This is a genomic window from Asanoa sp. NPDC049573 (assembly GCF_040676615.1).
Lineage (GTDB): Bacteria > Actinomycetota > Actinomycetes > Mycobacteriales > Micromonosporaceae > Asanoa.
This window is the reverse complement of sequence record NZ_JBFAPI010000003.1, coordinates 317,418-344,157: the sequence shown is the minus strand read 5'-3', so window position 1 is coordinate 344,157 and position 26,740 is coordinate 317,418. Positions and strand designations below refer to the sequence as shown.

Genomic DNA, 26,740 nt, shown 5'->3' with positions numbered 1-26,740 from the left:
AGTTCCCACGCGACCGGCCCCGCACGGGACACGCGGCAGCGTTCGCGGTGCGGACGACTCCACGCGGGCGCGGAGCGGACGGGGTCTACACGGCAGCGCGCGAGCCTAGATCAACACACTTCCGGTCGGGAAACAAGAGGTTGCCGCGACAAACAACAGGTTGCCGCGACCAACCGCGGACCTGGCAGCGAAGCGAAGCGAGCGCTGTCTGGCGGGAGCGACGATCTGGACCGCCACGAACCCGAGTAAATGCCTATATTCGAACATTCACACTAGGCGGCGGTCTGCGGCCCAACGCGAGAGTTCGTAGCGGTTCGACATCTGAAGCTTGCGCAACACGTTGGACACGTGCGTCTCCACCGTCTTGATGGAGATGAACAGCTCCTTCGCGATCTCCTTGTAGGCGTAGCCGCGGGCCAGCAGCCGCAGCACCTCGCGCTCGCGGTTGGTGAGCTGATCCAGCTCCGGGTCGGCGACCGCCGTGTCGGAGCGGCTCGCGAACGCGTCGAGCACGAAGCCGGCCAGGCGCGGGCTGAACACCGCGTCGCCCTCGGCCACCCGGCGGATCGCGGCCGCCAGCTCCTCGGAGGAGATGGTCTTCGTGACGTAGCCGCGGGCACCGGCCCGGATCAGGCCTATCACGTCTTCGGCGGCGTCCGAGACGCTCAGCGCGAGGAAGCGCACCTGCGGGTGGGTCCGGCGGACCACCTCGAGCACCGCGCGGCCGCCGCCGTCGGGCATGTGCACGTCGAGCAGCACCACGTCGGGCTCCAGCGCGCCGATCCGGCTGACCGCCTCGGCCACCGTGCTGGCCTCGCCGATCACGTCGACCCGGCCGGCGAGCTCGGCGCGGACGCCGGCCCGGAACATGGCGTGGTCGTCGACGACGAACACCCGCAGCGCCTGGGGTGCCTCGGTCGGCGTCGGGCTATCGGTCATCGGAGCTCACCTGTCCTTGCTGGCATCGGCATTAGCTGGGGCGCGGGGTACCCGCGCGATCGGGAGGAACAATCGGACCTCGGTGCCGGTGCCCGGCTCGCTGCGGATCTCCGCCCGGCCACCGTGTCGGGTCATCCGGCCGATGATCGAGCCGCGCACCCCGTGCCGGGTCTCTTCCACTGTAGATGGGTCGAAGCCGGCCCCGCGATCGCGGACGAACACGCTCAGCTGCTCCGGCTCGGCCTCGGCGTAGAGGGAGACGGTCTGCACCTTGGCGTGCCGGGCGGCGTTGACCATGGCTTCCCGGGCGGCCGCGACCAGCGCGCCGACCCGCTCGTCGGTGTCGCGGTCGCCGACCACGACGGTCTCCACGGTGATCGCGAAGGTGTCTTCGACCTCGGCCGCCGCCTGCTCCAGGGCCGCGGCGAACCGCTCGGTCGGCGACGCGGTCGGCTTGTAGAGCCAGTTGCGCAACGAGCGCTCCTGGCCGCGGGCGAGCCGCTGCACCACCTTGACGTCGCCGGCGTTGCGCTGGATCAGGGCGAGCGTGTGCAGCACCTGGTCGTGCACCATGGCCGCGACCTCGGCGCGCTCCGTCTCCCGGATCCGGCCCTCGCGCTCGGCGCGGAGCTGGTTGAACGTCCGCCACAGCGCGGGGCCGGCGACCACCGCGACGCCGAACAGGCCGACCAGCGCGAAGATCACGCCGTTGACGACCGCGCCGATGTCGCCGGACGGTGCGTAGACCGCGACGACGCCGATGATGCCGGTCGCGACCAGCACGCCGCCGCCGATGAAGCGCAGCAGGAAGGCCCGGCGGTCGCTCTCGTCGACCACCGCCGCGAGCCAGGGCATCTGGGGCAGCGTCTCGCTCCACTGCCGGCGCCGCTCCGGGTCGGACTGGTGCCAGATCACGCCGGCGCCGACCGCGACCAGCGCGATCAGCCAGCCGCCGGTGGCCGCGGCACCGACCGAGTTGAGCAGGATGCCCTGGGTGATCAGCACCGCGATGCCCATCACCACGAACGGCAGCACCTGGGCGAGGCTGCGGCGGGTGGCGTCGTCGGAGGTGCGGGCCCGTTGCGGCAACACCGCCCAGAACGCGGCGTAGAGCAGCAGGCCCAGCCCGCTGAACCCCAGCAGCAACACGAACGCCACGCGCACCCGGGACGCCGGTATGCCGAGGTGGTCGGCCAGACCGGCGGCCACGCCGGCGACCATGCGGCGGTCGCGGGCGCGGTAGAGGCGCGGTGCAGTCGGTGCGGTGATGACGGGCTCCTTCCGGGTGGTTCCGATCGTCACACGCAACGCCACACAATGACCACGGGGAGGCCCCCTAACCTGGGCGCCCGATATCTCAGGGTGGCGTCAGGGTCCGTTCCTGAGGCCGCTCGGGCACCCGCACCGCCAGTATCGACGGTATGACCGACACCCCCGAGACACCGGCCGGCCAGCGCCCGGCGGACGAGGCCGCCGCGCCGCCGCCCGGACCACCGCCGCCCCCGCCGCCGGGTGCGGGCACGACAGGCGGATTCACCACGCGGTACGGGCTGGTCCGCCCGCACAACGGCCGATACCTCGCCGGGGTCTGCGCCGCGATCGGCCGGGCCACCAACACCGATCCGATCCTGTGGCGGGTGCTGTTCGCGGTGCTCACCGTCTTCTTCGCGGTCGGTGTGCTGATCTACGTGACCGCCTGGCTGCTGATCCCGGCCGAGGGCGACTCCGCGTCGCCGGTCGAGTCGGTGCTCGGCAAGGGCCGGTCCAGCATGTCGCCGGTCACCGCGATCATCCTCGGCGTCGGGTGCGCGGTGCTCTTCGGCTTCCTGGTCTCTGACGCATTCCGGGCCGTCCTGCTCGGCGCCGCGATTCTGATTGGAGGCGCGTTGCTACTCAACCGCAACCAGCGCGGGCCGCAGCCGGTGCCGTCCGGCGGCCCGGCGGGCGAGCGTTTCGGCTGGTCGACCGTGTCACCCTGGGCGGGCAGCGCACCGTGGCGGGCGACGCCGGCACAGCCGACCGGGCCGACCCCGACCCCGGCCGCGGCGCCGCCGCCGGCCGCCGTCGACGAGCCGACCCGGGCCTACGAGGCACCGGCGCCGACCGCTCAGTTCCCGCCGCCCGCGACCGGGCCCTTCCCGCCCCGGCAGCAGCAGGGCTATCAGCCGCCGTTCGCGCCGTACGGGCCCTACGGCGGGCCGCCACCGCCGCCGCCCGTGGCGGCCAAGCCACCGAAGCCGCCGAAGCCGCCGAAGGAGCGGTCGGCCCTGGGCGCCGCCACCTTCTCGATGATCTTCGTGGCGATGGGCGTCGTGGCGATGCTCGACCTGCTCAACGTGATCCGGGTGCGCCCGACCACCTACTTCGCGGCCGCGCTGCTGGTCATCGCGCTCGGCCTGCTTGTCGGCGCCTGGCTGGGCCGGGCCCGCTGGTTGATCGCGCTCGGCGTCGCAGCCGCGGCGGCCCTGGGCATCTCGTCCATCGCCGAATACCAGGTCGACCACGACAACAACCTCGGCGCGCGGACGGCGGTCTGGGAGCCGATGACGATGACCGAGTTGCGGCCGAGCTACCGGCTGCCCTTCGGTGACGCCCGGCTCGACCTGACCAACCTCGACTTCGCCGGCCAGACCAAGGACGTCGACATCTCGATCAACGCCGGCGAGCTCGACGTGGTCGTCCCCGACAACGTCGACGTGGTGGCCGACGTCAACGTCGACGCCGGTGACGCACAGGTCTTCGACCGCTCGACCGGCGGGTTCGGTCAATCCATCACCGTCGCCGACAACGGCGACGACGGAGCGGGTGGTGGCACCCTGCGGCTGACCATCAGCGTCAACACCGGTCACGTGGAGGTGTCCCGATGAAGCCGCACCGCACCGACCTGCTCTCGCTGACCTTCGCGATCGTCTTCCTGGCGATCTTCGGCTGGTGGGTCTTCGCCCAGGTGGTCAACGTCGACGTGCCGGCGCCCGGCTGGTGGGTCGCGTTCGCGCTGATCCTGCTGGGGCTGCTGGGGCTGATCGGTGCGATCCGGTCGACCCGCAATGCCAGCGCGGCACAGCGCCCGGCCGTGCCGGCGGCCGATCTCGACCCGGACCCGGCCGGCGAGCCGACCGCCGAGCTCGGCGACCCCGTCTCGGCTCCGCCGCGTGGTCAAAACCACGACTAGCGTCCCGCGCCACCTATGCTGGCCGGTGGAGGTTTCGCCTCCGCCGGCCAGCTGGTTTTCGCGCCCCGCTCGGGTGCGCGTGCCGCCGGCCCACCGATCCCGACCCGCCGAGGAGCCAGCCCGACATGACCGCCTCCCCCGCGCACCAGGCCACCAAGGGCCGCGACAACGTCGGCGAGCGCGCCGCGCGCACGCTCACCACGGAGCTTGCCCGCCACGCAGGCCCGAAGTCGGCCCTGGTGGTCGGTGCCGCGCCGGGGTCGGCGGTGCTCCAGGCCGCGATCGACACCCTGCTGCCGGGCGACAGCCTGGTTGTCACGCCGGCCTCGGGCACCACGAGCGCCGCGCTGCGCGCCCACGTCCACCAGCAGGGCCAGTGGGTCGATGACCGCGTCCGGGTGGCCGAGTCGGTCGGCGAGTCCGACGCGGCGCAGATCGTGATCGTCGCCGAGCCGCTCACCGGTTCGGCCGAAGACGCCCGGGCCACCATCGACGGGCTGGCGAAATACCTCGCCGACGGCGGCGTGCTCAGCATCGCGGCGCCGGCCCTGCCCGGCCTGACCGGTGGCGCCGCCGCCGAGCTCGACCGGCAGGCGGCGCTCTTCGGCGTCGGCTCCGACCTGGTGCTGGCCAACCGGCCGCCGGTCCGGGTGCACCGGCTGCGGTTCTCCCCCGCAGAGGCGGCGGCGGCCGAGCGGCTCGCGCCGGCCTACCGGCCGTCGAGCGTGCCGCTGACCCGCGGCATGCACATCGACTCCAACGGCGTGGCCGCCGCCGGCATCGCGTTCGGTCTGGCCGCGCTGGCCCGCCGGGCCCGGCCGCAGTCGAAGCTCTGGCTGGTGCCGGCCCTGGCCGCCCTGCCGGTGGCCGCCTTCTTCCGTGACCCCGAGCGCGACGTGCCCGAAGACGCCTCCGCCGTGGTCGCCGCCTCCGACGGCAAGGTGCTCTCGGTCGAGCGGCTGGCCGACGACCGCTTCGGCGACAGCGAGTTCCTCCGCATCGCGGTCTTCCTCTCCGTCCTCGACGTGCACGTCAACCGCGCGCCGGTGGCCGGCAAGGTGGTCGACTACTTCGTCACCGACGGTGGCTACGCGGCGGCGATGAAACCGGCGGCCGAGCACAACGTCGCCGCCTACACGGTGCTCGACACCCCGCGCGGCACGGTCGTGGTGGCACAGCGCACCGGCCTGATCGCCCGCCGGATCGTGCAGCGAGCGCCGGTCGGCGCGCTGCTGGCCCGGGGCGAGCGCCTCGGCCTCATCCGCTTCGGCTCGCGCACCGACGTCTACCTGCCGGCCGACACCGCCGACGCGCTGGTCGCGCCCGGCGACCGGGTGCTGGGCGGCGCATCGGTGATCGCGCGCTGGCGCTAGTCGACCCCGCGGGCGGTCAGCGCGTCGGCCAGGTCGTCGGCGTGCTTGAGGGCCATCACCAGGAGGGGCACGACAAAGGCGAGCGGCGCCACCGGTACGCCACGGGCGCGCTGGGCCTCGCGGATCTGGGCCGCGTACCCGGCGATGACCGGGATCGTGGTGATGGTCATCGAGAGCATCAGCGCGACCCGGCCCGGGTTGACCCGCAGGTGCCGCAACGGTGCCAACGCCCGCTCGATCGCGTCGACCAGGTCGTCGGTGCGGGTGGTGAGGGTGACCAGGTTGGCCAGCAGGATCACCGCGACGACCCGCACGACGTTGGCCGCCACGGTGCGCCCGGGCAGGAAGAACACCTGGCTGACCACCATCACCACGACGAGCCAGCGGAGTGTCCAGAGCTGCCGGCCGGCCTCGGCCAGCCCCAGGCCGGCGAGCAGGTAGCCGCCGGACACCAGCACGGCCGTGCCGGCCAGCAGCCACGGCTCGGCCGGCGCGAGCGAGACGGCCAGGGCCAGCGCCATCACGACCAACAGCTTCGGGCCGGCCGGGAGCCGGTGGAACACGCTGTCGCCGGGCCGGTAGAGCGAGATCACGCCAGGTCCTGGTCCCGCTCGTAGCGGGCGATCACCGGGCCCGGCTCGCCCTGGTCGACCAGGCGCCCGCCGTCGAACCGCACCGCGACGTCGCACCGGGCGGCGAGCCGCAGGTCGTGGGTGACCAGCACCAGTTGCTGCGGCATCTGGTCGAGCAGGAACCCCGCGATGCGCCGGCTGTTGACCCCGTCGAGGTAGGCGGTCGGCTCGTCGGCGACCACCAGGCCGGGCTCCCCGATCAGCACCGCGCACAGCGCCAGCAGTTGCTTCTCACCGCCCGAGAGCGAGTGGGCCGGCGAGTCGGCGTAGTCGCTCAGGCCGACCCGCTCGAGCGCGGCCGCGACCCGGGCGGCGATCTCGGCCCGGGACAGGCCGCGGCGGCGCAGCGAGAACGCGGCGTCCTCGGCCACCGTCGGCATGATGATCTGGGTGTCCGGGTTGCTGAACACGAAGCCGACCCGGCGACGCAGTTCCTTGGCCTGCCGGGTCGGATCCAGCCCGTGTACGCGAACCGTGCCGGTGCTCGGGGTGACCAGGCCGTTGAGCGTGCGGGCGAAGGTCGACTTGCCGGAGCCGTTCGACCCGATGACCGCGATCCGGCGCTCGTTCAGCCGCACCGACAACTCGCGCACGGCGGTGCGGCCGCCCGGGTAGTCGACGCTCACGTTGTCGAGCACGATGGCGCGCTCGCTCATCGCACGACCTCGAACAGGGCGGCCACGCCCAGGCCGCCGCCCACGGCGGCCGTGGCCAGGCCGAGCGTGCCGGCCGGGGCGCCACCGCGGACAAGCCGGCTGAACAGCCGGACCACGCTCACCGCGGCGCTGGCACCCCAGGGGTGGCCGAGTGCGAGCGCGCCGCCGTCGGCACAGACCCGCTCGTCGACCTCGTGTGTCTCGGCGTCGGCGAGGCCCAACCGGGTCAGTGAAGCCAGCGCCTGTGCGGCGAAGGCCTCGACGAGTTCGATGGCGGCGATCTCGGCCAGGTCGCGGCCGGCGTTCTTCAGCAGGGTCTCGACGGCGCCGACCGGGCCGAGGCCGGGCAACGCCGGATCGCAGCCCACGGTGGCCGTCGCGATGATCGCCAGCCCGGGCGCCCCGCCCGTGCCGATCGCGACCGCCGCGGCACCGTCCGCGTCGCGGCAGGAGTTGCCCGCGGTCAGCGTGCCGCCCGCGTCCGGGAACAGCGGCGGGAACCGGCCGAGCATCGTGGGCACCCGCGCCCGCGGACCACTGTCGGCGGTCACTGCGTCGACCGGCACGATCTCGGCGGCGAACCCGCCGCGGTCCCGGGCGGCCACGGCCAGGCGGTGGCTGCGGGCGGCGTACGCGTCCTGCCGGTCCCGCCCGATCCCGTCGAGCACGGCCAGGTCCTGCGCGGCCCGCACCATGTCGGGGTCGGCGTGCCCCGGCGGCGCGAACGGCGCCCGGCGGTAGGCGACCCCGTCCGCGATCCGGGTCGGTGCGGTCGAGCAACTCTCCACCCCGCCGGCGATCCGCAGCCGGCCGTCACCCGCGCGGACCGATTCGGCGGCCGTGATGATCGCCGCCAACCCGCTGCCGCACTGCCGGTCGATGGTCATGCCGGGCACCGCGACGCCGAGCCCGGCGGCCAGGGCCGCCACCCGCGCGATGTTGCCGCCCGGACCCATCGTGTTGCCCAGCACGACATCGCCGACCGGTCCGAGCGGCCCGGCGTCGTCGACGCAGGCCCGGATGACCGGCGCGGCGAGTTCCGCGGCGGTGCGGTGGGCCAACCCACCGCCGTTGACCGTGATCGGGGTACGCCGGGCGGCGACCACGACAGGGAACTCAGACAACCCGAGCCACCCGACCTTCGATCGCGCCCTGCCTGATCTGCTCCCGGGCCGGCTTGCCCGCGGCGGTCCGCGGCAGCCGGTCGACCCAGAACCAGCGGCGCGGCCGGTGCGTGCCGGTCAGCAGCGTGCCCACCCGGGCCCGCAGCTCGCCGGCGGTCGGCGGGCGCCGGCCGGCCGCCGGTTCGATCACCGCCGCGACGAGGTCGCCGGCCCGCTCGTGCGGCAGGGCGAACACGACGGCGTCGGCGATCCCGTCGATGCCGAGCAGCGCCGCCTCGACGTCTTCGGGGACGACGGTGGCGGCCGCGGTCAGGATCGCACCGTCACCACGGCCGCGTAGCCGCAGTGGGATCGGGCCGTCGGCGGCCAGGTCGCCGACCGTTCCCCAGCCGTCGGCGGTGCGCCGGAACGGTCCGTCGACGTCGCCGAGATAGCCGCCGGCGAAATAGCCGGAGCGGACCCACAGCACGCCGTCGACGACCCGGATCTCGACACCGTCGAACGGGCGCAGCCCGCTGCCGTCGGCGTCGGTGGCCACGAAGGACAGTTCGGCGGCGCCGTAGTAGCTGACCACCGCGATCCCGGCGGCCTCGGCCCGGGCCCGCAGCCGGGGATCGAGGCGCGCACCCCCGACCAGGGCGACCCGCAGCCGGTGTGCCGAGCCGGACTCGATCCGCTCGAGGATGTCGCGCAACGCGTACGGGGTGCCGTGCAGCACGGTGGCGTTCGCCAGGTCCGCGGCCGAGACGCTGTGCGTGCGCGGGAGCACGACGGTGGCGCCACACGCGCGGGCATGAGCGACGGAGAACATGGTGACCGAGGAGACCAGCGGCGACGGTAGGTAGACCACGTCCGCGGCGGTCAGGCCGGTCAGCCGCTCGACGGCCGGGAACGACGCCGACCAGGACTCCTCGGTGCGCAGCACCACCCGGGGCGTACCCGTGCTGCCGCTCGTGAACGTCCCCCAGGCCATCCCGGGCGCCGGCGCGGCCGCGTCCACCCGGTCCTTCAGGGCGGCCCAGTAGGCGCCGTCCCAGCGGTCGTCGCCGACCAGCGGCACGCCGCCGGCCGCGCGCACCGCGAGCGCGGTGACCAGCGCGTCGACCCGGTCGGTGGCCCGGATCGGCACCGCCCGCCCGGGTGTGTCGACGCCGGCGGCGCCGGCGGCGGCGATCCGCTCGCGCAGGTCGTCGTCGGTGAGGACGGTGTCGCCGCAGACGAGCCCGGTCACGCGGCCACCCGGCGGGTCGGGTCGCCGAACGCGCGGGGGTAGGCCCGCCACAGGGCCATCGTGATGATCGTGGCGACCACGGCCTTGAGCAGGTCGCCGGGCAGGAAGGCGGCGGTGGTCACCAGGGTCTTGCTGATCGGCAGGCGGGTGACCAGCGACTGCACCGGGACGCCGATCGCGTACACGACCAATGCCCCGCCGATGAAACAACCCAGCGCGGTGCGCCACCAGACCGGCGGCCGTGCCCCGAACCGCACGATCGCGCCGACGACGAAGGCACCGAAGATCCAGCCGATCAGGAAGCCGGCCGACGGGCCCATGAAGACGCCGGCCCCGCCGCGACCGCCGGACAGCAGCGGCAGACCCGCGAGGACGAGCAGCAGGAAGATCACGACGGCGCTCGCGCCCCGCCACGGGCCGAGCACCGCGCCGGCGAGCATGACACCCAGGGTCTGCGCCGTGATCGGCACCGCGCCGCCCGGCACCGTGATCGCGCCCGGGATCCCGAGCACGGCGATGATGGCCGCGAACACCACGATCCGCGTCAGGTCTCGCATCTCGAACTGCTGCCGCACAGCCCTTCCCCTCCCGAACGCCGTTCACCTGAACACCGTTCTCCTGAACGGCGTTCACTATACTGGCGGCATGCCGAGATCGGATAGCGCCGGTTACGCCCGCAACACTCGCGATGACGTCGTCGACGCCGCGCTGCGCATCCTCGACCAGCAGGGCCTACCCGACCTGACGATGCGCCACCTGGCGGCCACGCTAGGTGTTCAGCCGAGCGCGCTCTACTGGCACTTCCCCAACAAGCAGACCCTGCTGGCGGCGGTCTCCGACCGGATCATCGCCGCGGCGCGCCCCTTGGCCGCGGCGGCGGGCGATTGGCAGACGGGGGTACGCGCGGAGGCGGCGGCGCTGCACGACGCGCTGCTGGCCTACAAGGACGGGGCCGAGGTGGTGTCCAGCACGCTGGCGCTCGGCCTCGGCGCCGGCGACCTGCACCGCAGGCTGGCAGCCGCGATCGGCGTGGGCGGCTTCGACGAGAAGACGACGGCCCTGGCCGCGGAGACCATGGTCCACTTCATCGTCGGCCACGCCTTCCACCGCCAGCAGCGCATCCAGGCCGACAGCCTGGGCGCCGTGGCGCGGGAGCATTCCCTTGACCGCGAAGACCCGGCCGTCGACACCCGCGAGCCGCAGGCCTTCGACCTGGGCATCACCTTGCTGGTGGCGGGCCTCGACGCCCAGTCCCGCGCGGCGGCCGACCGTTAGGTGGCCGCTTTTGCCGCGCGCTCGATCTCCGCGCGGCGGTCGGCCCAGAATTGCGCGCCGTGCGCGTCTTCCCGTTCGGCCCGTGTGCCGGTGGCCCCGTCGATCTGCTCGCGCAGGATGTCGGCGTGACCCGCGTGCCGGCTGGTCTCGGCCAGGCTGTGCACCATGATGTTGAACAGCTTGACGTCGGGCCGGGGCCACCAGGGCACGTGGCCGGGCGCGTCGATCGCCAACGCCTCGATCGTCGCGTCGGCGTGGTCGCAGACGCGCCGGTAGCGCTCGACGATCTCGGCGCGCGTCTCGTGCTCGGTCGCCCACATGTCGGGGCCGTCGGCGGCCGGGTCGTCCCAGCGCGGGAGCGGCTCGGGGAAGGGCCGGTCGAAGACCTCGCCGAAGTATTTGGACTGCCAGAGCGAGAGGTGCTTGACCAGGCCGAGCAGGTTGGTCCCGGTCAAGGTCATCGGGCGGCGGACGTCGTACTCGGAGAGGCCGTCGAGCTTCCACAACAGCGCTTCGCGGGTCACCCGCAAATCGCGGTGCAGGTAGTCCTTGGCGAACTCGTCGATCATGACCGACGAGCCTGCCACGGCCCGCCGGTGTGCTCAACCGGCGGGCGGCGCGACTCAGACCGTGTGGCGCTGCCGGAGCCAGAGCAACGGGCCGCTGGCCAGGTAGGCCACGACGATCGCGACGAAGGTGACGCGGATGTCGAGCAATGCGCCGACGACCGGGAGGACCAGGAGCCACGGCGGCAGCTTCACCAGGCGTGCCAGCTTGGCGTAGGGGAAGCTCGAGACCATCGCGAAGGCCAGGATCGCGACGCCGGCCACCACGAGAAGGCCCGAGACCGGGAGACCGATCAACACGGCCAGGGCGAGCACCGCGGCGGCCATCGTGGTCGGCACGCCGCAGAAGAAGCGGCCGTCCTTCGGTGAGACGTTGAAGCGGGCCAGGCGGATCGCCGCGCAGCCGGCGACCAGCGCGCAGGCTATCGCCGCGGCGGCGGTCGAGACGGTGCCGGCCAGCGACGCGTAGACGACAACGGGCGCGGCCAGGCCGAACGAGCACATGTCGGCCAGCGAGTCCATCTGGGCGCCGAATGGGCTGGCGACGCCGAGGCGGCGGGCCAGGATGCCGTCGAGGCCGTCGAAGATCACGCAGGCGACCAGGCAGATCGCGGCCAGGCGGACCTCGGACTGCATGGCCAGGAAGATCGCCAGCAGGCCCAGGCCGAGGCTCGACAGCGTGCAGGCGTTGACCACGGCGAACTTGAAGCGGCGGGCCAGCGTGCGATCGCCCGGCAGCAGCGGGATCGACATGCCGACCGTCGGCGCGGCCTCGCTGGGGCCCATCGCCGGGCTGACCGGAGCGATCGCCTGGATCTCGCGGATCACCAGCGGGTCGACGGCGTGGCTGTCGGGGTGCATCACCGTCATCCGGGAGCGCCGGCCGACCCGCACCCGCAGCACCTGACGGGCCAGCGTGGTGCCGCCGCGACGCAAGCCGTACCAACGGCGACCGCCCGGGCGCGGGCTGTCGAAAGCGAGACGCGGACTATCGGTGGTGATACGCCGACGCCAAGGGGCTCTCGGCACGTGGTCCCTCCAGGTCCGGATCGGAGCTCCGCCGCCAGTCGAGCGACCGCCCGATCTTGCGGTTTACACCATCGCACAGATGGGGCTCGTTGGCGAGACTCGTACACCGCTTTATCGGGTGAACGAGCCTAAACGCGACAGAATTCACTTAAGTGTCATAGCCGGCGATACGAGTTCTAGGCCCAACCAATGATTATACCGTCTAGGCGGCAACATTGGTGATTTGTGACGTCTGGCCAGCTCAGGCGGCCCATGCCGGGATCGCTGCCGCGGCGACATCGGTGAGCGTCAGCCCGCGCACCTCCTCGCGTGTGAACCAGCGCGCGTCGACTGTCGATCCGCTCACTTCGGTCACCCGCGGCTCCGTGGGGGTCGCGACGGCGACCCGGTAGACCACCCGGACGGCATGCCAGTCGATCGGATAACCCTCCGGGCCGAGCGCCCGCGGGTTGCGGTGGTCCGACACCGCGAGCAGTTCGACGATCTCCCCCGCCTGGGCCGACTCCTCCGCGAGCTCGCGCAGCAGCCCGGCCGCGGGCTGCTCCCCGAAGTCGGTGCCGCCGCCCGGCAGGTGCCACTTTCCGGCGCCGGGAAAACCTTCGGAGATCAGCGTCAGGAGTACGCCGCGCGGCGAAGTCACCAGGCCGTACGCCGCGAATCGTTGCCCCCGGTCCGTCGGCCGCGGCGGTGGCGGCCGGCGGCGCCCGAGCGGGTGCGGTGCGGCGAAGTCGAGCGGGACCACCGGCTGGCCGAGCAACTCGGCGGTGAACGGCATCAGCCGCAGGCCGGGCAGGTCGCTCTCGGGCACCCAGACGACGTCGTCACTGGTACCGGCGACCTCGCGACGCAGGATGCCGGTGCGCACCTCGACCTCGTACACGATCAGGTCGAAATGCCAGGCGACGTCGATGTCCCAGAGCTCGCGGACGGAGGCCAGCGCGGTCAGCGGCCGGCGGATCGCGATCTCCAGGCCGGTCTCCTCGCGGTACTCGCGGACGAGCGCGTGCGCGGGCGACTCGCCGTGCTCGAGCCCGCCGCCGGGGATCTGCCAGACACCGGGAAAGTCCGACTCGTCGGACGAGCGGGCGAGCAACACCCGCCCGTTGTCCCGGCACAGCCCGTACGCGCCGATCCGCCGCCGTTGCTCCATCAAGAAATGATCTTAAGTCGGCGTCAGCCGGCGTGCTCCCCGAAGGCGGCGCGGACCGCGTCGGCGGTGACTTCGGTGATGGCCGCGGGCGGCAGGTCGCGCAGTTCGCCGGCCGGGAACCAGCGCGCCTCGTCGGTCGAGCCGCCGACGTCGCCGACCCGCGGTTCGGCCGGGTCGTCGACCGCGACGCGGTAGAAGGCGCGGACGCCGTGCCAGTCGATCGGGTAGCCCTCCGGGCCGAGCGACGCCGCGTCGCGGTGGCTGGCCACGCCGAGCAGCGCGACCAATCGCCCCGTCTGACCGGTTTCCTCCACGAGTTCGCGGAGCAGCGCCTCGCCGGGCTGCTCGCCGAAGTCGGTGCCGCCGCCCGGGAGGTGCCAGCAGCCGGCGCCGGGGTAACCCGGTGCGACCCGGGTCAGCAGCACCCGGCCGGCCGGGTCGGTGGCCACGGCGTAGGCGGCGAAACGCTGGGCGCGGTGCAGGCCGTCGGGGCCGGGCGCGGCGTAGAACGAGGGGAAGTCCGGGGTCTCGTCGGGCCGCAGGTCGATCGAGCCCGGCGGGAGGCCGAGCGCGTTGGCGGTGAACGGGCGCAGCGGCAGGCCCTTGGCCTCGTCGAGGGTGTGCCAGCGGGCCAGGTCGGTCGGTTGGCCGACCCGGTCGAGCAGGGTGCCGCCACGGACCGAGGCCGCGTAGATGAGGCGGTCGGTGTGGATGGTGACACCGCGGTGCGGGAGGGCCCGCATGTCGGCGAGGACGTCGTACAGCCCGGTGACCGTGATGGACAGACCGGTCTCGGCGGCGGTCTCGCGTACGACCGTGTGGTTGGGGTCTTCGCCGTGATCGACGGCGCCGCCGGGTAGCGACCAGGCACCAGGGGTGCCGGAGCGCGTCGAGGCCCGGACGAGCAGCACGCGACCGCTGCCGTCGGTGCAGACGGCGTAGGCCGCGATGCGGCGGAGGGGTTCGAGCGCAGGGGTCACAGAGGGAGATTCTTCCCGAATCACACGACACCTCCGGGGGCGGAGTCGGATTGCTGACACCTGATCACCCGCAGGGGTCAGGATTCAGGGTACGGGTCCGGGCGGTACCCGAGGTAGGACCGTCCTGTCGGGTGGACTGTTGAAGCATGACGACGAGCGCGAACCCACCGTACAAACAACTCCGCCGAACCACCGACGACAAGATCATCGCCGGCGTCTGCGGCGGCCTAGGCCGCTACTTCGGCGTCGACCCGGTCCTGATGCGCGTGATCTTCGCGGTCACCGTGGTCCTGACCGGCGGCCTGGCCCTGTTCGCCTACCCGGTGCTGTGGTTCCTGATGCCCGAAGACCACGCGATGGCGCCGATGGCAAGCCCGTGGCAGGGCGGCGGCGCGTCGGCCAACTGGCAGAGTGCGACGCACGGCAACAGCCACTACCAGCCGCCGACCTACCAGCCACCATCCAACCCGGACCCCGCGCCCTACCAGGCGCCGGCCGACCACGCACCGTACGACACCCCGTCGCACCAGCCGCCGGCAGGCGGCACCACGCCGGGCGAGGGCGACACGCCGCCGCGCGCGTGACCCCGCTCGGCCGAGGATCACCCCCCGCGGCGTCCCGGGCCCGGCTCGAACTCGGCCCCAACCCACGCCGCGGGGCGGCGACCTCGGCCAAGACGACCGGCCGGCGACCCTCCACGTAGGGCTCGGCGGCCACCGGGGGCATGGCCGTCGGCCACAACCGTCCGCTGGGGACCGACGACGTCGGCCCCTTCGCACCAGGGTGCTCGGCCAAGGTCGTGGCCTGGCCAGCAGCATTCTTAGCTAGGTCTGGCACAGCCAGGCGCCGGGACTAGCCGCCCGCGGGCGGACGAGCCTAGGCCGGTGGTGGCCGCCGCGCACGCGTGACCGACGTAGACCCTTCCCTGGAGCAAGCGTCGGGCGGCGGCGGGCCATCAGCTCTTGGGGCAGCACGCCCAGATCCGGCTACAACCCGGCCTGTGGCAGCGGCACCCCAGATCCCAACGGCGGAGTCCGGGTAGGTGTCTGCCAGTGCCCACATGTTTTTCCATGTAGCTACATGGCGAAGCATGTAGGCGCTGGCAGAGAGGTCCCCGCTACCAAGTCACCAGCCGCAAGCCACGCCAGGTGAACCGACGCGGGCTCGCCAACGCGGCAGGCGGCCACGAACAGCCCGACTCCGGTCCCGCCGTCAACGGCGCGGCCCGACGTGGCCCAGCTCGGCGTGGCTCGGCCCGGCGTGGCTCGGCGTCGCTCGGCTCGGCCCGGCTCGGCCCGGCCCGGCGTGGCTCGGCGTGGCCCGGCCCGGCGTGGGCTCGGCCCGGCGTGGCCCGGCGTGGCCCGGCTCGGCCCGGCGTGGCCCGGCCCGGCGTGGCCCGGCCCGGCGTGGCCCGGCCCGGCGTGGCCCGGCCCGGCGTGGCCCGGCCCGGCGTGGCCCGGCCCGGCGTGGCCCGGCCCGGCGTGGCTCACCTCGGCTCGGTGCAGATCGTCGTGGCTCGGCTCGACTCGCTCAGCTCCACCCGGCCCGGTTCGGCTCGCTCCACTCGCGCAGCTGCGCCCGGTCCGGTCCGTCCTGGGTGACGATGATCGACCAGACACGGGCCCCGCAGGTTCTGGCTCGCCGAGGCGGACCGGTGGCGGACCGTCCTCGCGGGTCGCGTCACACGCGTCGGCGCGACGCGTGGTTGGGCGGTGAGCGGGCGTGGACCCGGGGGCGCGGTCAATCGGGCGGGGTGGTTACTCCCACTCGATGGTGCCCGGGGGCTTGCTCGTGACGTCGAGGACGACGCGGTTTACTTCGGGGACCTCGTTGGTGATTCTGGTGGAGATGCGGGCCAGCAGGTCGTAGGGCAGGCGGGACCAGTCGGCGGTCATCGCGTCTTCGCTGGAGACCGGGCGGAGGACCACCGGGTGGCCGTAGGTGCGGCCGTCGCCCTGGACGCCGACGCTGCGGACGTCGGCGAGTAGGACCACCGGGAACTGCCAGACGTCGCGGTCGAGGCCGGCCGCCGTTAGTTCTTCGCGGGCGATCTTGTCTGCCGCGCGCAGGACCTCGAGGCGGTCGCGGCTGACCGCGCCGATGATGCGGATCGCCAGGCCCGGCCCCGGGAAGGGGTGGCGCCAGACCATCGGGTCGGGCAGGCCCAAGGCTGCGCCCAGGGCCCGGACCTCGTCCTTGAACAGCGTGCGGAGCGGCTCGACCAGGGAGAACTTGAGGTCTTCGGGCAGGCCGCCGACGTTGTGGTGGGACTTGATGTTGGCGGTGCCGGTGCCGCCGCCCGACTCGACCACGTCGGGGTAGAGGGTGCCCTGCACCAGGAACTCGACGTCGCCTTCCGCGGCGACTTCGCGGGCCGCCTGCTCGAAGACCCGGATGAACTCGCGGCCGATGATCTTTCGTTTCTGCTCCGGGTCGGTCACGTCGGCGAGCGCGGTCAGGAAGCGGTCGGCCGCGTCGACGACCTTGAGCTTCACGCCCGTCGCGGCCACGTAGTCTTCCTCGACCTGCTCGGCCTCGCCCGCGCGGAGCAGGCCGTGGTCGACGAAGACGCAGGTGAGTTGGTCGCCGACCGCTTTGTGGACCAGGGCCGCGGCCACTGCGGAGTCGACGCCGCCCGACAGGCCGCAGATGACCTCCTTGTCGCCGACCTGGGCGCGGATCGCGGCCACCTGGTCGTCGATGATGTTGTCGGACGTCCAGCTGGGCTCGATGCCGGCGATGTCGTAGAGGAACCTGGTGAGCATGTCCTGCCCGTGAGCCGTGTGGCCGACCTCCGGGTGGAACTGGGTGCCGGCCCGCCGGCCCGCCAGGTCTTCGAACGCCGCCACCTCGGCGCCCGGCGTCGCGGCCGTGACCGTGAAGCCGGCCGGCGCCGCGGTCACACTGTCGCCGTGGCTCATCCACACCGGCAGGGACGCCGGCAGGTCGCGGAGCAGCACACCGGCCTCGGGCGCCACGCGCAACTCGGTGCCACCGAACTCGCGCCGACCGGTGTGTGCCACCGTGCCGCCGAGGGCCCGGGCCATCGCCTGGAAGCCGTAGCAGATGCCGAACACCGGGACGCCGGTCTCGAACAGGTCGCTCTCGACCTGCGGGGCACCCGCTTCATAGACGCTGGACGGGCCGCCGGACAGGATGATCGCGACCGGGTCCTTGGCCAGCATCTCCTTGACCGGCATGGTGTGCGGCACGATCTCGGAGTAGACCTTGGCCTCCCGCACCCGGCGTGCGATGAGCTGTGCGTATTGCGCGCCGTAATCGACGACGAGTACCGGGCGAGGCATGGTCATGCGTCCGGAGTTTACCGACCGTGTTGGCCGGCCCCCACCGCGCTCACCCCCTCGCCGAGCCCGGGGGAAGCCACCTCGCGGCGGCCGACGACCCGGCGGGTGACCAGCAGCAACAGCACCGCCGTCACGGCGAAGACCCCGTTGCCGGCCCACCGCACCGCGTCGCCGGGCCCGTAGAGCAGGGTGAGGATGAACCCCAACCAGGCATAGGTCAGCAGAGCGCCCGCCAGCAACGCCAACCGGTGGCGGTCGGACCAGCCGGGACGCCGGGCCAGCCAGGCCACCGCGACGGCCGACGCGGAGACGATCGCGACGTCGAACCAGAAGCCGGGCCAGCTCTCCGGGACCAGCACGTGCAGGCCCGCCGTAACGAACGTCACCGCCGCGACCAACCACGGCATGGGTAGCCAGCCCGCGGCGGCCACGACGACCGCACGCCGCCGGGGCACCAGGAACCCCAGGGCGATCAGCACGATCGCGGTCACCGCGGCCACCACGAGTTGGTGCGGCGCGGCCAGGAAGCTCTCCTGGTCGCGCAGTTCCTTGAAGATGAGCCAGCAGCCCAGCAGGTAGAAGACGAACGTGACCGACAGGCCGAACCGGCCCAGCCAGGGCGATCCGCGGCGGGCCGGGAACCACAGCTCGACCAGGGCGATCGGCACCCCGATGCTCCACACCGTGTGGCCGACCAGGAACGCCGCCGCGTTGTAGGCGCTCACCCCCAGCCAGGGCACGGGCGTCACGCCGCGCTGGTCGAGCCCTTCGAACGTGGTGTTGAACAGCGACTGGTCGACCAGGCCGGCCTCGATCACCCCGTAGGCCATCGCCAGCAGGAAGATCGTCGGCCAGCCCCGGCCGGTGTGCCGGGCGATCTCGCGGGCCAGCAGCGCGCCGCAGCCGTAGAGCGGGATCAGCACCGGCAGGAACGGCAACCGCTGGATCGGGACGTTGCCCAACAGGTATTCGCCCACCCACGGGGCGAGCACCAACAGCACGAGCACAGGCCAGAAGCGACGCATGCCAGCAAGCCTGGTGTACCACCGTGAGCCGGCGGTAAGGCGCGATTAAGAGTTCGATGAGAGCGGCAGCGTCACCGTGAAGACCGCACCGGAGACGCCGATCGTGCCGCCGTGCGCCGTCACGATCGACCGGGCGATCGCGAGACCCAGCCCCACGCCACCAGCGGGCCCGCGCGCCGGGTCGGCCCGGAAGAACCGGCCGAACACCGCCTCGGCCAACTCCGCCGGCACCCCCGGACCCTCGTCCGACACCACCAACGTGGCCGACCCGGCCGAGTCGGAGACGACGACGGACACCGCGCCCCGGCCGTGCCCCAGCGCGTTCGAGACCAGAATCCACACCAACCGCCGCAGGGCGTCGGCGTCACCCGACACCACGACCGGTGAGCCGGCACACGAAACCCCGGCCGCGACGCACACCGACGAGGCCACCGTGAAGAGGTCCACCGGGGCCGCCACCAGCGACACCCCGCCGTCCGACCGGGCCAGCAGGAGCAGATCGTCGAGCAGCCGCGCCATCCGCCCGCTCTCCGCCTCCAGGTCGTCAAGCGCCGCATCCCGGTCCGACGAAAGCGCCGAAGGATGCGCCCGCAGAAACCCCACGTTGCCCCGAATAGTGGTCAACGGCGTACGCAACTCGTGCGAAGCGTCCGCCGTGAACCGCCGTTGCGCGGCCAGCGCCGACTCGGTCCGCCGGTACGCCGCCTCCAGCCGGCCCATCATCGTGTTGAAGCTGACAGTCAGCCGCCCCAGGTCATCCCGTTGCCGCACCGCCGGCAACCGGCGCGTCAGATCGGCCGACCCACCCACCGAGTCGGCCAGCGACGCCAGCGTCCGCAACGGCAGCAGCGCCCGCCCGACGGCGAACCAGGTCGCCGCGAACGCCGCCACCAACCCGACGAACCCGACGGCACCGAGAACCCCGATCATCCCCTGCCGCTGCACCTGGATCGCCCGGATGGGCTGCGCCGCGACGACGTACCCGGAGCGCCCGAGATCCGTTCTTGCCCACGGCACCACCCGCACCCGAGTGGTAATCCCGGCAACCGGCACCGTGGAAACGGCCGACCCGGAGCGCGCCGCGTCCGCCAGCAACGACGGCGGCACGGCCGGCGGCCCGTCTCCGATGTGCCCGGTCGCGGAAAGCACCACACCGGCGTCGTCGAGCACCACCACCACGGCCTCACCGGTGGCCACCGCGTCGATCGACATCAGCGGCGTCCGCGGACCGAGATCGGCGGCCGGCACCGCGGCCAGCGCCGAGACCGCCGCGGTGGTCCGGCTCGCCAGCAGCGTGTCCTGGTCTTCGGCGAAGCCGTAGGAGAGCAGCGCGTAGACCAGCACCGCGATCACCGTGTAGATCACCGCGACCACGACGGCCCCGAACAACGTCACCCGGGCCCGGATCGACAGCGACATCAGCCGCCGCTCCGCAACACGTAGCCCACCCCGCGCACGGTGTGCACCAGCCGCGACTCGCCGCAGGCCTCAAGCTTCGACCGCAGGTATCCGATGTAGACGTCGACCACGTTGCTGGCCACCGGCTCACCGCCCCAGACCGCGGCCAGCAACTGCGGCCGGCTCAGCACCTGCCGCGGATGCCGCATCAGATGCGCCAGCAGGTCGAACTCCAGGGCGGTCAGCGAGACCGGCCGGACACCGCGCAGCACCTCACGCGCACCGGGGTCAAGAACAAGATCGGCCATCCGCAGTACGCCGCCCGCCGGCGCCGCCGGTGCCCGGCGCAGCAACGCGCGCACCCGGGCCAGCAACTCCTCGTGCGCGAACGGCTTGACCAGGTAGTCGTCCGCCCCGGCGTCGAGCCCGTCGACCCGGTCGCCGGTCGCGTCCCGCGCGGTCAGCATCAGCACCAAGGCCGCGCCGCCGGCCGCGCGCAGCGCCCGGCAGACCCCGAACCCGTCGAGCCCCGGCAGGTTGACGTCGAGCACGACGAGGTCGGGGGCGTCCCGGATCGCCGACGCCAGCCCGGTCGGTCCGTCAGCGGCAAGCGCGACACGGTGGCCGGCGTATTCCAGCGACCGCCGCAGCGCCGCCGCGACCCGTGCGTCGTCTTCGACCACGAGCACCCGCGCCGCCATGGCCGGCACGCTAGCGCAGGACCGCCACGGGCATGGGCCGAGCGCTGCCCACAAGGGTGCACAGCAAGGGGTGATCAGCTAGCGCAGGGCTCCGGGCGCGGCCGTTGGCACCGCGGGCCGCACCGGCCAGACCCGGTCGACCGGTTCATACGGCGTGCCCAGAGGCGGCCGCGAATCCGCCGCACCCTTGTTGGGCCAGAACGACAACGCCCGCTCGGCCAGCGCGGTGATCGTCAGTGACGGGTTGACCCCGAGGTTCGCCGGCACCGCCGCGCCGTCGACGACGTGCAGGCCCGGATGCCCGTACACCCGTTGATAGCCGTCGATGACCCCCGAAGCCGGCGCCGCTCCGATCGCCGCGCCGCCCAGGATGTGCGCGGTCAGCGGGATGTCGAAGGCCTCGGTCAGCGACCCGCCAGGCACCCCGCCGATCTCCTCGGCGAGCAAACGGGCGGCCGTGTTGCCGGCCGGGATCCAGGTCGGGTTCGGCGCGCCGTGCCCGGGCATGCTGACCAGCCGGCCGCGCCGCCAGCCGAGCGTCAGCGAGTTGTCGACCGACTGCATCACCAGTGCGATCACCGTGCGCCGGGACCAGTCGCGCACCGACAGCGCGCGCAGGTAGGTCAGCGGCGACGAGACCAGCGTGCCCAGCAGCCGCCGGACCCGACGCGGCCCGCCGTCGACCAGAGCCGACTGGAGCAGGCCCATCGCGTTGGAGCCGTGCCCGTAGCGGACCGGTTCGACGTGCGTACGCGAATCCGGGTGAAAAGAACTGGTGATCGCTGCGCCCTCGGAGTAGTCGACCGCCGACCGGCCCGGCACCGTCGCGCCAAGGATCGACTCCGAGTTGGTCCGGGTCAGCGCGCCGAGCCGGGCCGACAGCGCCGGCAGTGCGCCCGCGGCGCGCATCCGGTGCAGCAACTCGACGGTCCCGAGCGCCCCGGCCGCGAACACCACCTGGTCGGCGTGCACGGTCGCCCGGCCACCGAACCAGCGACCGGTCCGCGCCGTCGAGACGACGTACCCACCGCCCGCCGCGGGCCGCACCGCGGTGACGGTGGTCAGCGGCCGAACCGACGCGCCCAGTCGCTCGGCCAGATAGAGATAGTTTTTCACCAGGCTGTTCTTCGCACCGTGCCGGCAGCCGGTCATGCAGGCGCCGCAGTGCAGGCAGCCGGTGCGGGCCGGCCCGGCCCCGCCGAAGTAGGGATCGTCGACCGTCTCCCCCGGCCGTCCGAAATGGATGCCGACCGGAGTCGGGTGGAACGTGTCGCCGACTCCCATCCGGCTCGCCACCGCGCGCATCGCCCGGTCGGCAGCGGTCGTCTTCGGGTAGGTGGCGACGCCCAGCATCCGCTTGGCCTGGTCGAAGTGGGGCGCGAGTTCGGCCCGCCAGTCGGCGATCCCCTGCCACTGCGGGTCGGCGTAGAACTCCGGCAGCGGCTCGTAGAGCGTGTTGGCGTAGACCAGCGAGCCGCCGCCGACACCCGCGCCGGAGAGCACCAGCACCTTGTCGCCGGGCCCGCCGCGGGCGGCCGGGCGCAGCACGCGCAGCCGCTGGATGCCGAAGCAGCCGAGCTTGGGCGCCCAGAGGAAGCGGCGCAGCCGCCAGGAGGTCGCCGGCAACTCGTCGTCGGCGAACCGCCGCCCGGCTTCCAGCACGAGCACCGAATAGCCCTTCTCCACCAGGCGTAACGCCGCGACGCTGCCACCGAACCCGGAGCCGATGACGACCACGTCGTAACCCATGCCCTCATCATTACCGGCCGGTAGCTATTGCGCCATCGCGAACTTCCGTCATCATTTCGGCGTGACTGGCGCGGGTAATGACGTACGCGGCATCTGGCAGCGGCTCCCCGGGCGCAAGCCCGTGATCGTGATCGCCGCGGCGGTGATCGCGGTCCTGCTCATCGGCGGCGCGGTGTTCGCGGTGACCGCCGGAGACGACGACCCGAAGCCGGCGCCGGTGGCAAACGGCCCGGCTCCGACGACGGCAGCGGCGGCTCCGACGCCGACCCCGAGCCCCACGGTCCAACCCGGCGCCGACATCCGCGGCCCGCTCGACCTGCTGCTCGTCGGCGTCGACACCCGGGTCGCCGTGCCCGGCTGGGAGCCGCACGCCGACGCGGTGCTGATCCTCCACGTCAACAAGGGCCTCGACAGCGGCTACCTGTTCTCGCTGCCGCGCGACCTGGTCGTCGACATCCCGAAGTTCCCGAAGTCGGGCTACGGCGGCGGGCGCACCAAGCTCACCCACGCGATGAGCTACGGCAGCAAGCGCGGCACGGCCAAGCCCTCGGCGGCGCAGGGCTATCAGCTGCTCAGCCAGACGGTCAGTAGGTACACCGGGATCAAGACGTTCCAGGCCGGCGCGATCCTCAACTTCGGCGGCTTCCAGAAGCTCGTCGACGAACTCGGCGGCGTCGACATGTACGTCGACCAGAAGGTGGTGTCCAAGCACCGCCAACCCAACGGCAAGGCGCGCACGCTGAGCGGCGGCGACTACATCGGACCGCAGGCGACCTACAACCCCGGCAACCGGCACTTCGTCGGCTGGCAGGCGATCGACTACGCCCGCCAGCGCTACACGGCCGGCGGCGACTACGCCCGCCAGCGCCACCAGCAACAGCTGATCAAGGCGATCCTGGCCAAGGCGCTGTCCAGCGGTCTGCCGACCGACGCCGACGCGCTGAACCGGCTGCTCAAGGCGCTGGGCAGGTCGGTCGACGTGATCGCCGGCGAGCGCACCGCGATCGACTTCGTGTTCGCGCTGAGCAAGCTGACCCCGGCCAACCTCAAGCTGGTCTCGCTGCCGGGCAGCGGCGTCGGCTCCGGCGGCGGCTATCAGGGCGAGCAGCTCACCTCGGTCGGCCGCGGCTTCATCACCCAACTGCGGGCCGGCAAGGCCGACGCCTACCTCAAGGCCCACCCGACGCTGGCGGTCAAGCGCTAGGAGCCCGGCTTGGGCGGAGCGGTCTTCGAGGTCAGCCAGCTCATCAGGAACTCGCGCAGCGGCTTGCCGGACACCCGCTCGGCCAGCGCGATGAAGTCGTCGGTGGTCGCCGACGCGTTGCGCTTCTGGGTCGTCCACTCCTTGAGGATCCGGAAGAAGGCGTCGTCGCCGACCTGGAGCCGCAGCGCGTGCACGGTCAGCCCGCCGCGGGTGTAGACGCCGTTGCCGAACAGCCCGGCCCGGCCCGGGTCGTACGCCGGTTCCGCCCAGTTCATGCCCTCGTACTGCCGGTCGAACGCGGACTGCACGGACGTCCCACCCTCGTGCTCGGTCCACAGCCACTCGGCGTAGGTCGCGAAGCCCTCGTTGAGCCAGATGTCCTTCCACTGCGCGACCGACACGCTGTCGCCGAACCACTGGTGTGCCAACTCGTGCGCGACCACCCACTCACTGGCCGACGACGTGAAGAAGGCGTCGCCGTAGATCGGGCGGGACTGGGTTTCCAGGGCATAGCGGATGCGGGAGTCGTCGACCACGATTCCGCCGTACGCGTCGAACGGGTATGGGCCGAACTGGGTCTCCAGGAAGTCGACGACCTCGCCGGTGCGGGCCATCGCCTGGTCGGCGTTGCCGTCGCGCGGCAGCGTGTTGTCGACCGCGGTGACCAGCGGCTTGCCGTTGTGTGTGCCGGTGCTGACCCGGTAGTCACCGATCACCACCGTGGACAGATAGCTGGCCATCGGCTCCGACTCGGCCCACCGCCAGGTGGTCCACCCGTCCTTGTTGGTCTTCTCGCCCTGCACGCCGTTGCTCAGCACCGAGATGCCGGTCGGTACGGTCATCTCCAGCGCCCAGGTGGCCTTGTCGCTCGGGTGGTCGTTGACCGGGTACCAACTGCTCGCCGACTCGGGCTGGCCGAGCGCGATCGCGCCCTTGGGCGTCGACAGCCAGCCGCCGGTGCCGAGTTCGGGACTGGTGATCGGCTGCGGCACACCGCCGTAGGTCACCACCGTGGTGAAGGTGTTGCCCTTGGGCAGCCCCGTCTTCGGGGTGACGACCAACTCGTCGGCCTCGCGCCGGCTCTCGACGGTCGCACCGTCGACGGTGACGGCGGAGATCTCCGGGCCGCGGTAGTCCAGGTTGAACCGGGACAGGTTCTGGGTCGCCGTCGCCGTGATCTTCGCGGTGCCCTCGAGCTTGTCGGTCCCCGGGTCGTAGCGCAGCGTCAGGGCGTAGCCCGAGACGTCGTAGCCGCCGTTGCCGTAGGTCGGGAAGTAGGGGTCGCCGACGCCGTCGGCGCCGGGAGCGAACCCCTCGCCGGCGTTGCTCGACCCCGTGCAGGCGGCCGCGCCACCGATGGTCAGGACCGCCAGGACAGCGACCGCCGATCGCCTGATCATCATCACGGGAGCCTATTCTTCCGGGGTATCGACTGGGTGTCAGGCCGCGGCTGGCCGAGCGGCTGGTCCTTCTGCGTGGTGAACCGCTGCACCACGAGCAGCAGGAGCAGCGAATACAGGCCGGCGCTGCGGCTGATCAACGCGAGCACGATGGCGAGCGCGAAGACCGCGGTGGTGCCGGCCGCCGGGCGGATCTGGTCGCGCAGCGAGCGGCGGTCACCGCTGCGCCGCAGCCACGGATGGCGGGCGACATACCAGGCTTCGGCCAGCATCAGCGCGCTGACGCCGAAGAGCACCAGCAGGTAGAAGATCGCCGAGTCGGGATGTGTCGCGTCCTCGGCGAAGAGCCGGGCGGTCGGGTACGGCAGGAACACGACCAGCAACAGCCAGAACGTGTTGATCGCGAGCAGCCGCTCGTCGTAGTCGCCCAGGTGGTCCCAGAGCCGCCGGTGGGCTCCCCAGAACTGCGAGATCACCAGGAACGAGACCAGGAAGCCGAGCACCTGCGGCCCGGAGCGGTCGAGCTGGTCGAGGATGGACTCGGCGGGGTTGTCGGTGGCGATGTCGACCAGCGGCAGCACGAGCAGGGTCAGCGCGATCGACATGACGGCGTCGCTGAACGAGAGCGCGCGGTCGAGGCTCCGACCGCGCTGCTCCCGTAATGCCGCCAACTCGTCCGGCGCCGGTTCGGACATAAGGCCCAGTATGGGCCCTACCTGTCGATAACCAGGCCGACCTTCTGGAACTCCTTGAGGTCCCGGTAGCCGCACTTGGCCATCGCGCGCTTGAGGCCGCCGAACAGGTTGAGCTGCCCGTCGGGGTCGTCGGCGGGGCCGTAGAGGAGCTGCTCGAGGCTGCCCAGCGGCGGGCCGGCCACACCGAACGCGCCGCGCGGCAACTTCGGGTGGCTGGCGACCGAGTGCCACCAGGCACCGTTGGCCGGCGCCTCTTCCGCCTGGGTCAGCGACTCGCCCAGCATCACCGCGTCGGCGCCGCAGCCCAGCGCCTTGGCGATGTCGCCGGAGGTCTGCACGTCGCCGTCGGCGATCAGGTGCACGTAGCGGCCGCCGGTCTCGTCGAGGTAGTCGCGGCGGGCCGCGGCCGCGTCGGCGATCGCGGTGGCCATCGGCACCCGGATGCCGAGCACGGTGTCGGTGGTCGACCACTCGTCGGCACCAACCCCGACGATCACGCCGGCCGCGCCGGTGCGCATCAGGTGCAGCGCGGTCTTGTAGTCGGTGCAGCCGCCGACGATGACCGGGAGGTCGAGGTCGGCGATGAACTCTTTGAGGTTGAGGGGCTCGTCGGTGGTCGACACGTGCTCGGCGGAGACCAGCGTGCCCTGGATGACCAGTATGTCGACGCCGGCGTCGAGGATCACCGGGGCCAGCGCGAGGGTGTGCTGCGGCGAGACCCGGACGGCCACCGTGACGCCGCCCTCGCGGATCTCGCGGACCCGCTCGGCGATCAGCTCGGGGCGGATCGGCTCGGCGTAGACCTCCTGCAGCCGGCGGGTGGCCGGCGCTTCCTCGTCGAGGGCGGCCAGCTCGTCGAGGATCTTGCGCGGGTCTTCGTAGCGGGTCCACAGGCCCTCGACGTTGAGCACGCCCAGCCCACCGAGCTGGCCCAGCGCCACCGCGGACGCGGGGCTCATGGTGGCGTCACTCGGGTGCCCGACACAGGGGATCTTGAAGGGGTACGCGTCGAGCTGCCACGCGGTCGACACGTCGTCGACGTCACGGGTGCGGCGGCTCGGCACGATCGCGATGTCGTCAAGGTGATAGCCGCGCAACGCGGTCTTTCCCATGCCGATCTCGACCACGTCACGCAC

At 72.6% G+C, this 26,740-nt stretch carries 25 protein-coding genes and 1 pseudogene; 7 read left to right on the top strand and 19 right to left on the bottom strand.

Features of this window, described 5'->3' with window-relative positions; all coding sequences use genetic code 11:
• Nucleotides 1-267 precede the first annotated feature (267 nt).
• Both AB0J74_RS08610 and AB0J74_RS08605 read right to left on the bottom strand, forming a co-directional pair.
• Entirely contained in the window at nt 268-939 is a 672-nt protein-coding gene (locus AB0J74_RS08610) for a response regulator transcription factor (protein WP_363446070.1), read from the bottom strand.
• 6 nt (nt 940-945) lie between these two features.
• Entirely contained in the window at nt 946-2,208 is a 1,263-nt protein-coding gene (locus tag AB0J74_RS08605; protein WP_363446596.1) for a PspC domain-containing protein, read from the bottom strand.
• Nucleotides 2,209-2,360: 152 nt separating this feature from the next.
• On the opposite strand from AB0J74_RS08605, the gene AB0J74_RS08600 reads away from it, so the two are divergent.
• From AB0J74_RS08600 to AB0J74_RS08590, 3 genes are all read left to right on the top strand, one after another.
• Nucleotides 2,361-3,806 (top strand): PspC domain-containing protein, encoded by a 1,446-nt coding sequence (locus AB0J74_RS08600; RefSeq protein WP_363446068.1) that lies wholly within the window; start codon nt 2,361-2,363, stop codon nt 3,804-3,806.
• Nucleotides 3,803-4,111 carry a hypothetical protein gene (locus tag AB0J74_RS08595; protein WP_363446066.1) on the top strand — a complete coding sequence of 103 codons (309 nt, stop codon included), beginning with the start codon at nt 3,803-3,805 and terminating at the stop codon, nt 4,109-4,111. The genes AB0J74_RS08600 and AB0J74_RS08595 overlap by 4 nt, the downstream gene beginning before the upstream one ends.
• 125 nt (nt 4,112-4,236) lie before the next feature.
• Nucleotides 4,237-5,484, top strand: a complete 1,248-nt coding sequence (locus AB0J74_RS08590; RefSeq protein ID WP_363446064.1) for a phosphatidylserine decarboxylase — start codon at nt 4,237-4,239, stop codon at nt 5,482-5,484.
• On the opposite strand, the gene AB0J74_RS08585 is transcribed toward AB0J74_RS08590, so the two are convergent.
• The 5 genes from AB0J74_RS08585 to AB0J74_RS08565 are packed head-to-tail and all read right to left on the bottom strand — an operon-like array spanning nt 5,481 to nt 9,684.
• Nucleotides 5,481-6,077: an energy-coupling factor transporter transmembrane protein EcfT gene (locus tag AB0J74_RS08585; protein ID WP_363446062.1), complete on the bottom strand. Its 597-nt coding sequence runs from the start codon at nt 6,075-6,077 to the stop codon at nt 5,481-5,483. The genes AB0J74_RS08590 and AB0J74_RS08585 overlap by 4 nt on opposite strands.
• Nucleotides 6,074-6,772, bottom strand: coding sequence for an ABC transporter ATP-binding protein (locus tag AB0J74_RS08580; RefSeq protein WP_363446060.1), 699 nt, complete (start codon nt 6,770-6,772; stop codon nt 6,074-6,076). Before AB0J74_RS08580 ends, AB0J74_RS08585 begins: the two co-directional genes overlap by 4 nt.
• Nucleotides 6,769-7,896 carry a thiolase family protein gene (locus AB0J74_RS08575; protein WP_363446058.1) on the bottom strand — a complete coding sequence of 376 codons (1,128 nt, stop codon included), beginning with the start codon at nt 7,894-7,896 and terminating at the stop codon, nt 6,769-6,771. The genes AB0J74_RS08580 and AB0J74_RS08575 overlap by 4 nt, the downstream gene beginning before the upstream one ends.
• Nucleotides 7,889-9,127 (bottom strand): fatty acid--CoA ligase family protein, encoded by a 1,239-nt coding sequence (locus AB0J74_RS08570; protein ID WP_363446056.1) that lies wholly within the window; start codon nt 9,125-9,127, stop codon nt 7,889-7,891. The genes AB0J74_RS08575 and AB0J74_RS08570 overlap by 8 nt, the downstream gene beginning before the upstream one ends.
• Nucleotides 9,124-9,684, bottom strand: coding sequence for a biotin transporter BioY (locus AB0J74_RS08565; RefSeq protein ID WP_363446055.1), 561 nt, complete (start codon nt 9,682-9,684; stop codon nt 9,124-9,126). Before AB0J74_RS08565 ends, AB0J74_RS08570 begins: the two co-directional genes overlap by 4 nt.
• Nucleotides 9,685-9,772: 88 nt before the next feature.
• On the opposite strand from AB0J74_RS08565, the gene AB0J74_RS08560 reads away from it, so the two are divergent.
• Nucleotides 9,773-10,402, top strand: a complete 630-nt coding sequence (locus tag AB0J74_RS08560) for a TetR family transcriptional regulator (protein ID WP_363446053.1) — start codon at nt 9,773-9,775, stop codon at nt 10,400-10,402.
• Here AB0J74_RS08560 and AB0J74_RS08555 read toward each other — a convergent pair.
• The 4 genes from AB0J74_RS08555 to AB0J74_RS08540 all read right to left on the bottom strand — a co-directional run bounded on the left by AB0J74_RS08555 (nt 10,399) and on the right by AB0J74_RS08540 (nt 14,127).
• Nucleotides 10,399-10,971, bottom strand: coding sequence for a DinB family protein (locus tag AB0J74_RS08555; RefSeq protein ID WP_363446051.1), 573 nt, complete (start codon nt 10,969-10,971; stop codon nt 10,399-10,401). The two genes, AB0J74_RS08560 and AB0J74_RS08555, sit on opposite strands and share 4 nt — an antisense overlap.
• Nucleotides 10,972-11,025: 54 nt before the next feature.
• A complete protein-coding gene (locus AB0J74_RS08550) occupies nt 11,026-11,904 on the bottom strand; it encodes a CDP-alcohol phosphatidyltransferase family protein (protein ID WP_363446049.1) in 879 nt (292 codons plus the stop codon).
• A 334-nt stretch (nt 11,905-12,238) separates the two neighbouring features.
• Nucleotides 12,239-13,147 carry an NUDIX domain-containing protein gene (locus tag AB0J74_RS08545; protein ID WP_363446048.1) on the bottom strand — a complete coding sequence of 303 codons (909 nt, stop codon included), beginning with the start codon at nt 13,145-13,147 and terminating at the stop codon, nt 12,239-12,241.
• A gap of 23 nt (nt 13,148-13,170) precedes the next feature.
• Complete coding sequence (locus AB0J74_RS08540) at nt 13,171-14,127, bottom strand: NUDIX domain-containing protein (protein WP_363446046.1); 957 nt, start codon at nt 14,125-14,127, stop codon at nt 13,171-13,173.
• Between the two features lie 146 nt (nt 14,128-14,273).
• Here AB0J74_RS08540 and AB0J74_RS08535 point away from each other — a divergent pair.
• Both AB0J74_RS08535 and AB0J74_RS08530 read left to right on the top strand, forming a co-directional pair.
• A pseudogene (locus AB0J74_RS08535) lies at nt 14,274-14,492 on the top strand (PspC domain-containing protein); the annotation flags it as partial.
• Nucleotides 14,493-15,275: 783 nt separating this feature from the next.
• Nucleotides 15,276-15,728, top strand: coding sequence for a hypothetical protein (locus AB0J74_RS08530; protein ID WP_363446044.1), 453 nt, complete (start codon nt 15,276-15,278; stop codon nt 15,726-15,728).
• Between the two features lie 156 nt (nt 15,729-15,884).
• Here the strand turns inward: AB0J74_RS08530 and guaA are convergent, their stop codons facing one another.
• The 5 genes from guaA to AB0J74_RS08505 all read right to left on the bottom strand — a co-directional run bounded on the left by guaA (nt 15,885) and on the right by AB0J74_RS08505 (nt 22,305).
• Complete coding sequence (gene guaA, locus AB0J74_RS08525; RefSeq protein WP_363446042.1) at nt 15,885-17,438, bottom strand: glutamine-hydrolyzing GMP synthase; 1,554 nt, start codon at nt 17,436-17,438, stop codon at nt 15,885-15,887.
• 11 nt (nt 17,439-17,449) lie between these two features.
• Complete coding sequence (locus tag AB0J74_RS08520; RefSeq protein WP_363446040.1) at nt 17,450-18,457, bottom strand: hypothetical protein; 1,008 nt, start codon at nt 18,455-18,457, stop codon at nt 17,450-17,452.
• A gap of 45 nt (nt 18,458-18,502) precedes the next feature.
• Entirely contained in the window at nt 18,503-19,876 is a 1,374-nt protein-coding gene (locus AB0J74_RS08515; protein WP_363446038.1) for a HAMP domain-containing sensor histidine kinase, read from the bottom strand.
• The gene (locus tag AB0J74_RS08510) at nt 19,876-20,556 is read right to left on the bottom strand and encodes a response regulator transcription factor (RefSeq protein ID WP_363446037.1); all 681 of its coding nucleotides are present in this window, start codon (nt 20,554-20,556) and stop codon (nt 19,876-19,878) included. Before AB0J74_RS08510 ends, AB0J74_RS08515 begins: the two co-directional genes overlap by 1 nt.
• 78 nt (nt 20,557-20,634) lie before the next feature.
• Nucleotides 20,635-22,305: a GMC family oxidoreductase gene (locus tag AB0J74_RS08505; protein ID WP_363446035.1), complete on the bottom strand. Its 1,671-nt coding sequence runs from the start codon at nt 22,303-22,305 to the stop codon at nt 20,635-20,637.
• Nucleotides 22,306-22,366: 61 nt separating this feature from the next.
• Here AB0J74_RS08505 and AB0J74_RS08500 point away from each other — a divergent pair, with 61 nt between their 5' ends.
• Complete coding sequence (locus AB0J74_RS08500; RefSeq protein WP_363446033.1) at nt 22,367-23,509, top strand: LCP family protein; 1,143 nt, start codon at nt 22,367-22,369, stop codon at nt 23,507-23,509.
• On the opposite strand, the gene AB0J74_RS08495 is transcribed toward AB0J74_RS08500, so the two are convergent.
• The 3 genes from AB0J74_RS08495 to AB0J74_RS08485 are packed head-to-tail and all read right to left on the bottom strand — an operon-like array spanning nt 23,506 to nt 26,740.
• A complete protein-coding gene (locus AB0J74_RS08495) occupies nt 23,506-24,909 on the bottom strand; it encodes a M1 family metallopeptidase (RefSeq protein ID WP_363446594.1) in 1,404 nt (467 codons plus the stop codon). The genes AB0J74_RS08500 and AB0J74_RS08495 overlap by 4 nt on opposite strands.
• A 2-nt stretch (nt 24,910-24,911) precedes the next feature.
• The gene (locus AB0J74_RS08490; protein ID WP_363446031.1) at nt 24,912-25,604 is read right to left on the bottom strand and encodes a TMEM175 family protein; all 693 of its coding nucleotides are present in this window, start codon (nt 25,602-25,604) and stop codon (nt 24,912-24,914) included.
• A 17-nt stretch (nt 25,605-25,621) separates the two neighbouring features.
• Nucleotides 25,622-26,740, bottom strand: a complete 1,119-nt coding sequence (locus AB0J74_RS08485) for a GuaB3 family IMP dehydrogenase-related protein (protein ID WP_363446029.1) — start codon at nt 26,738-26,740, stop codon at nt 25,622-25,624.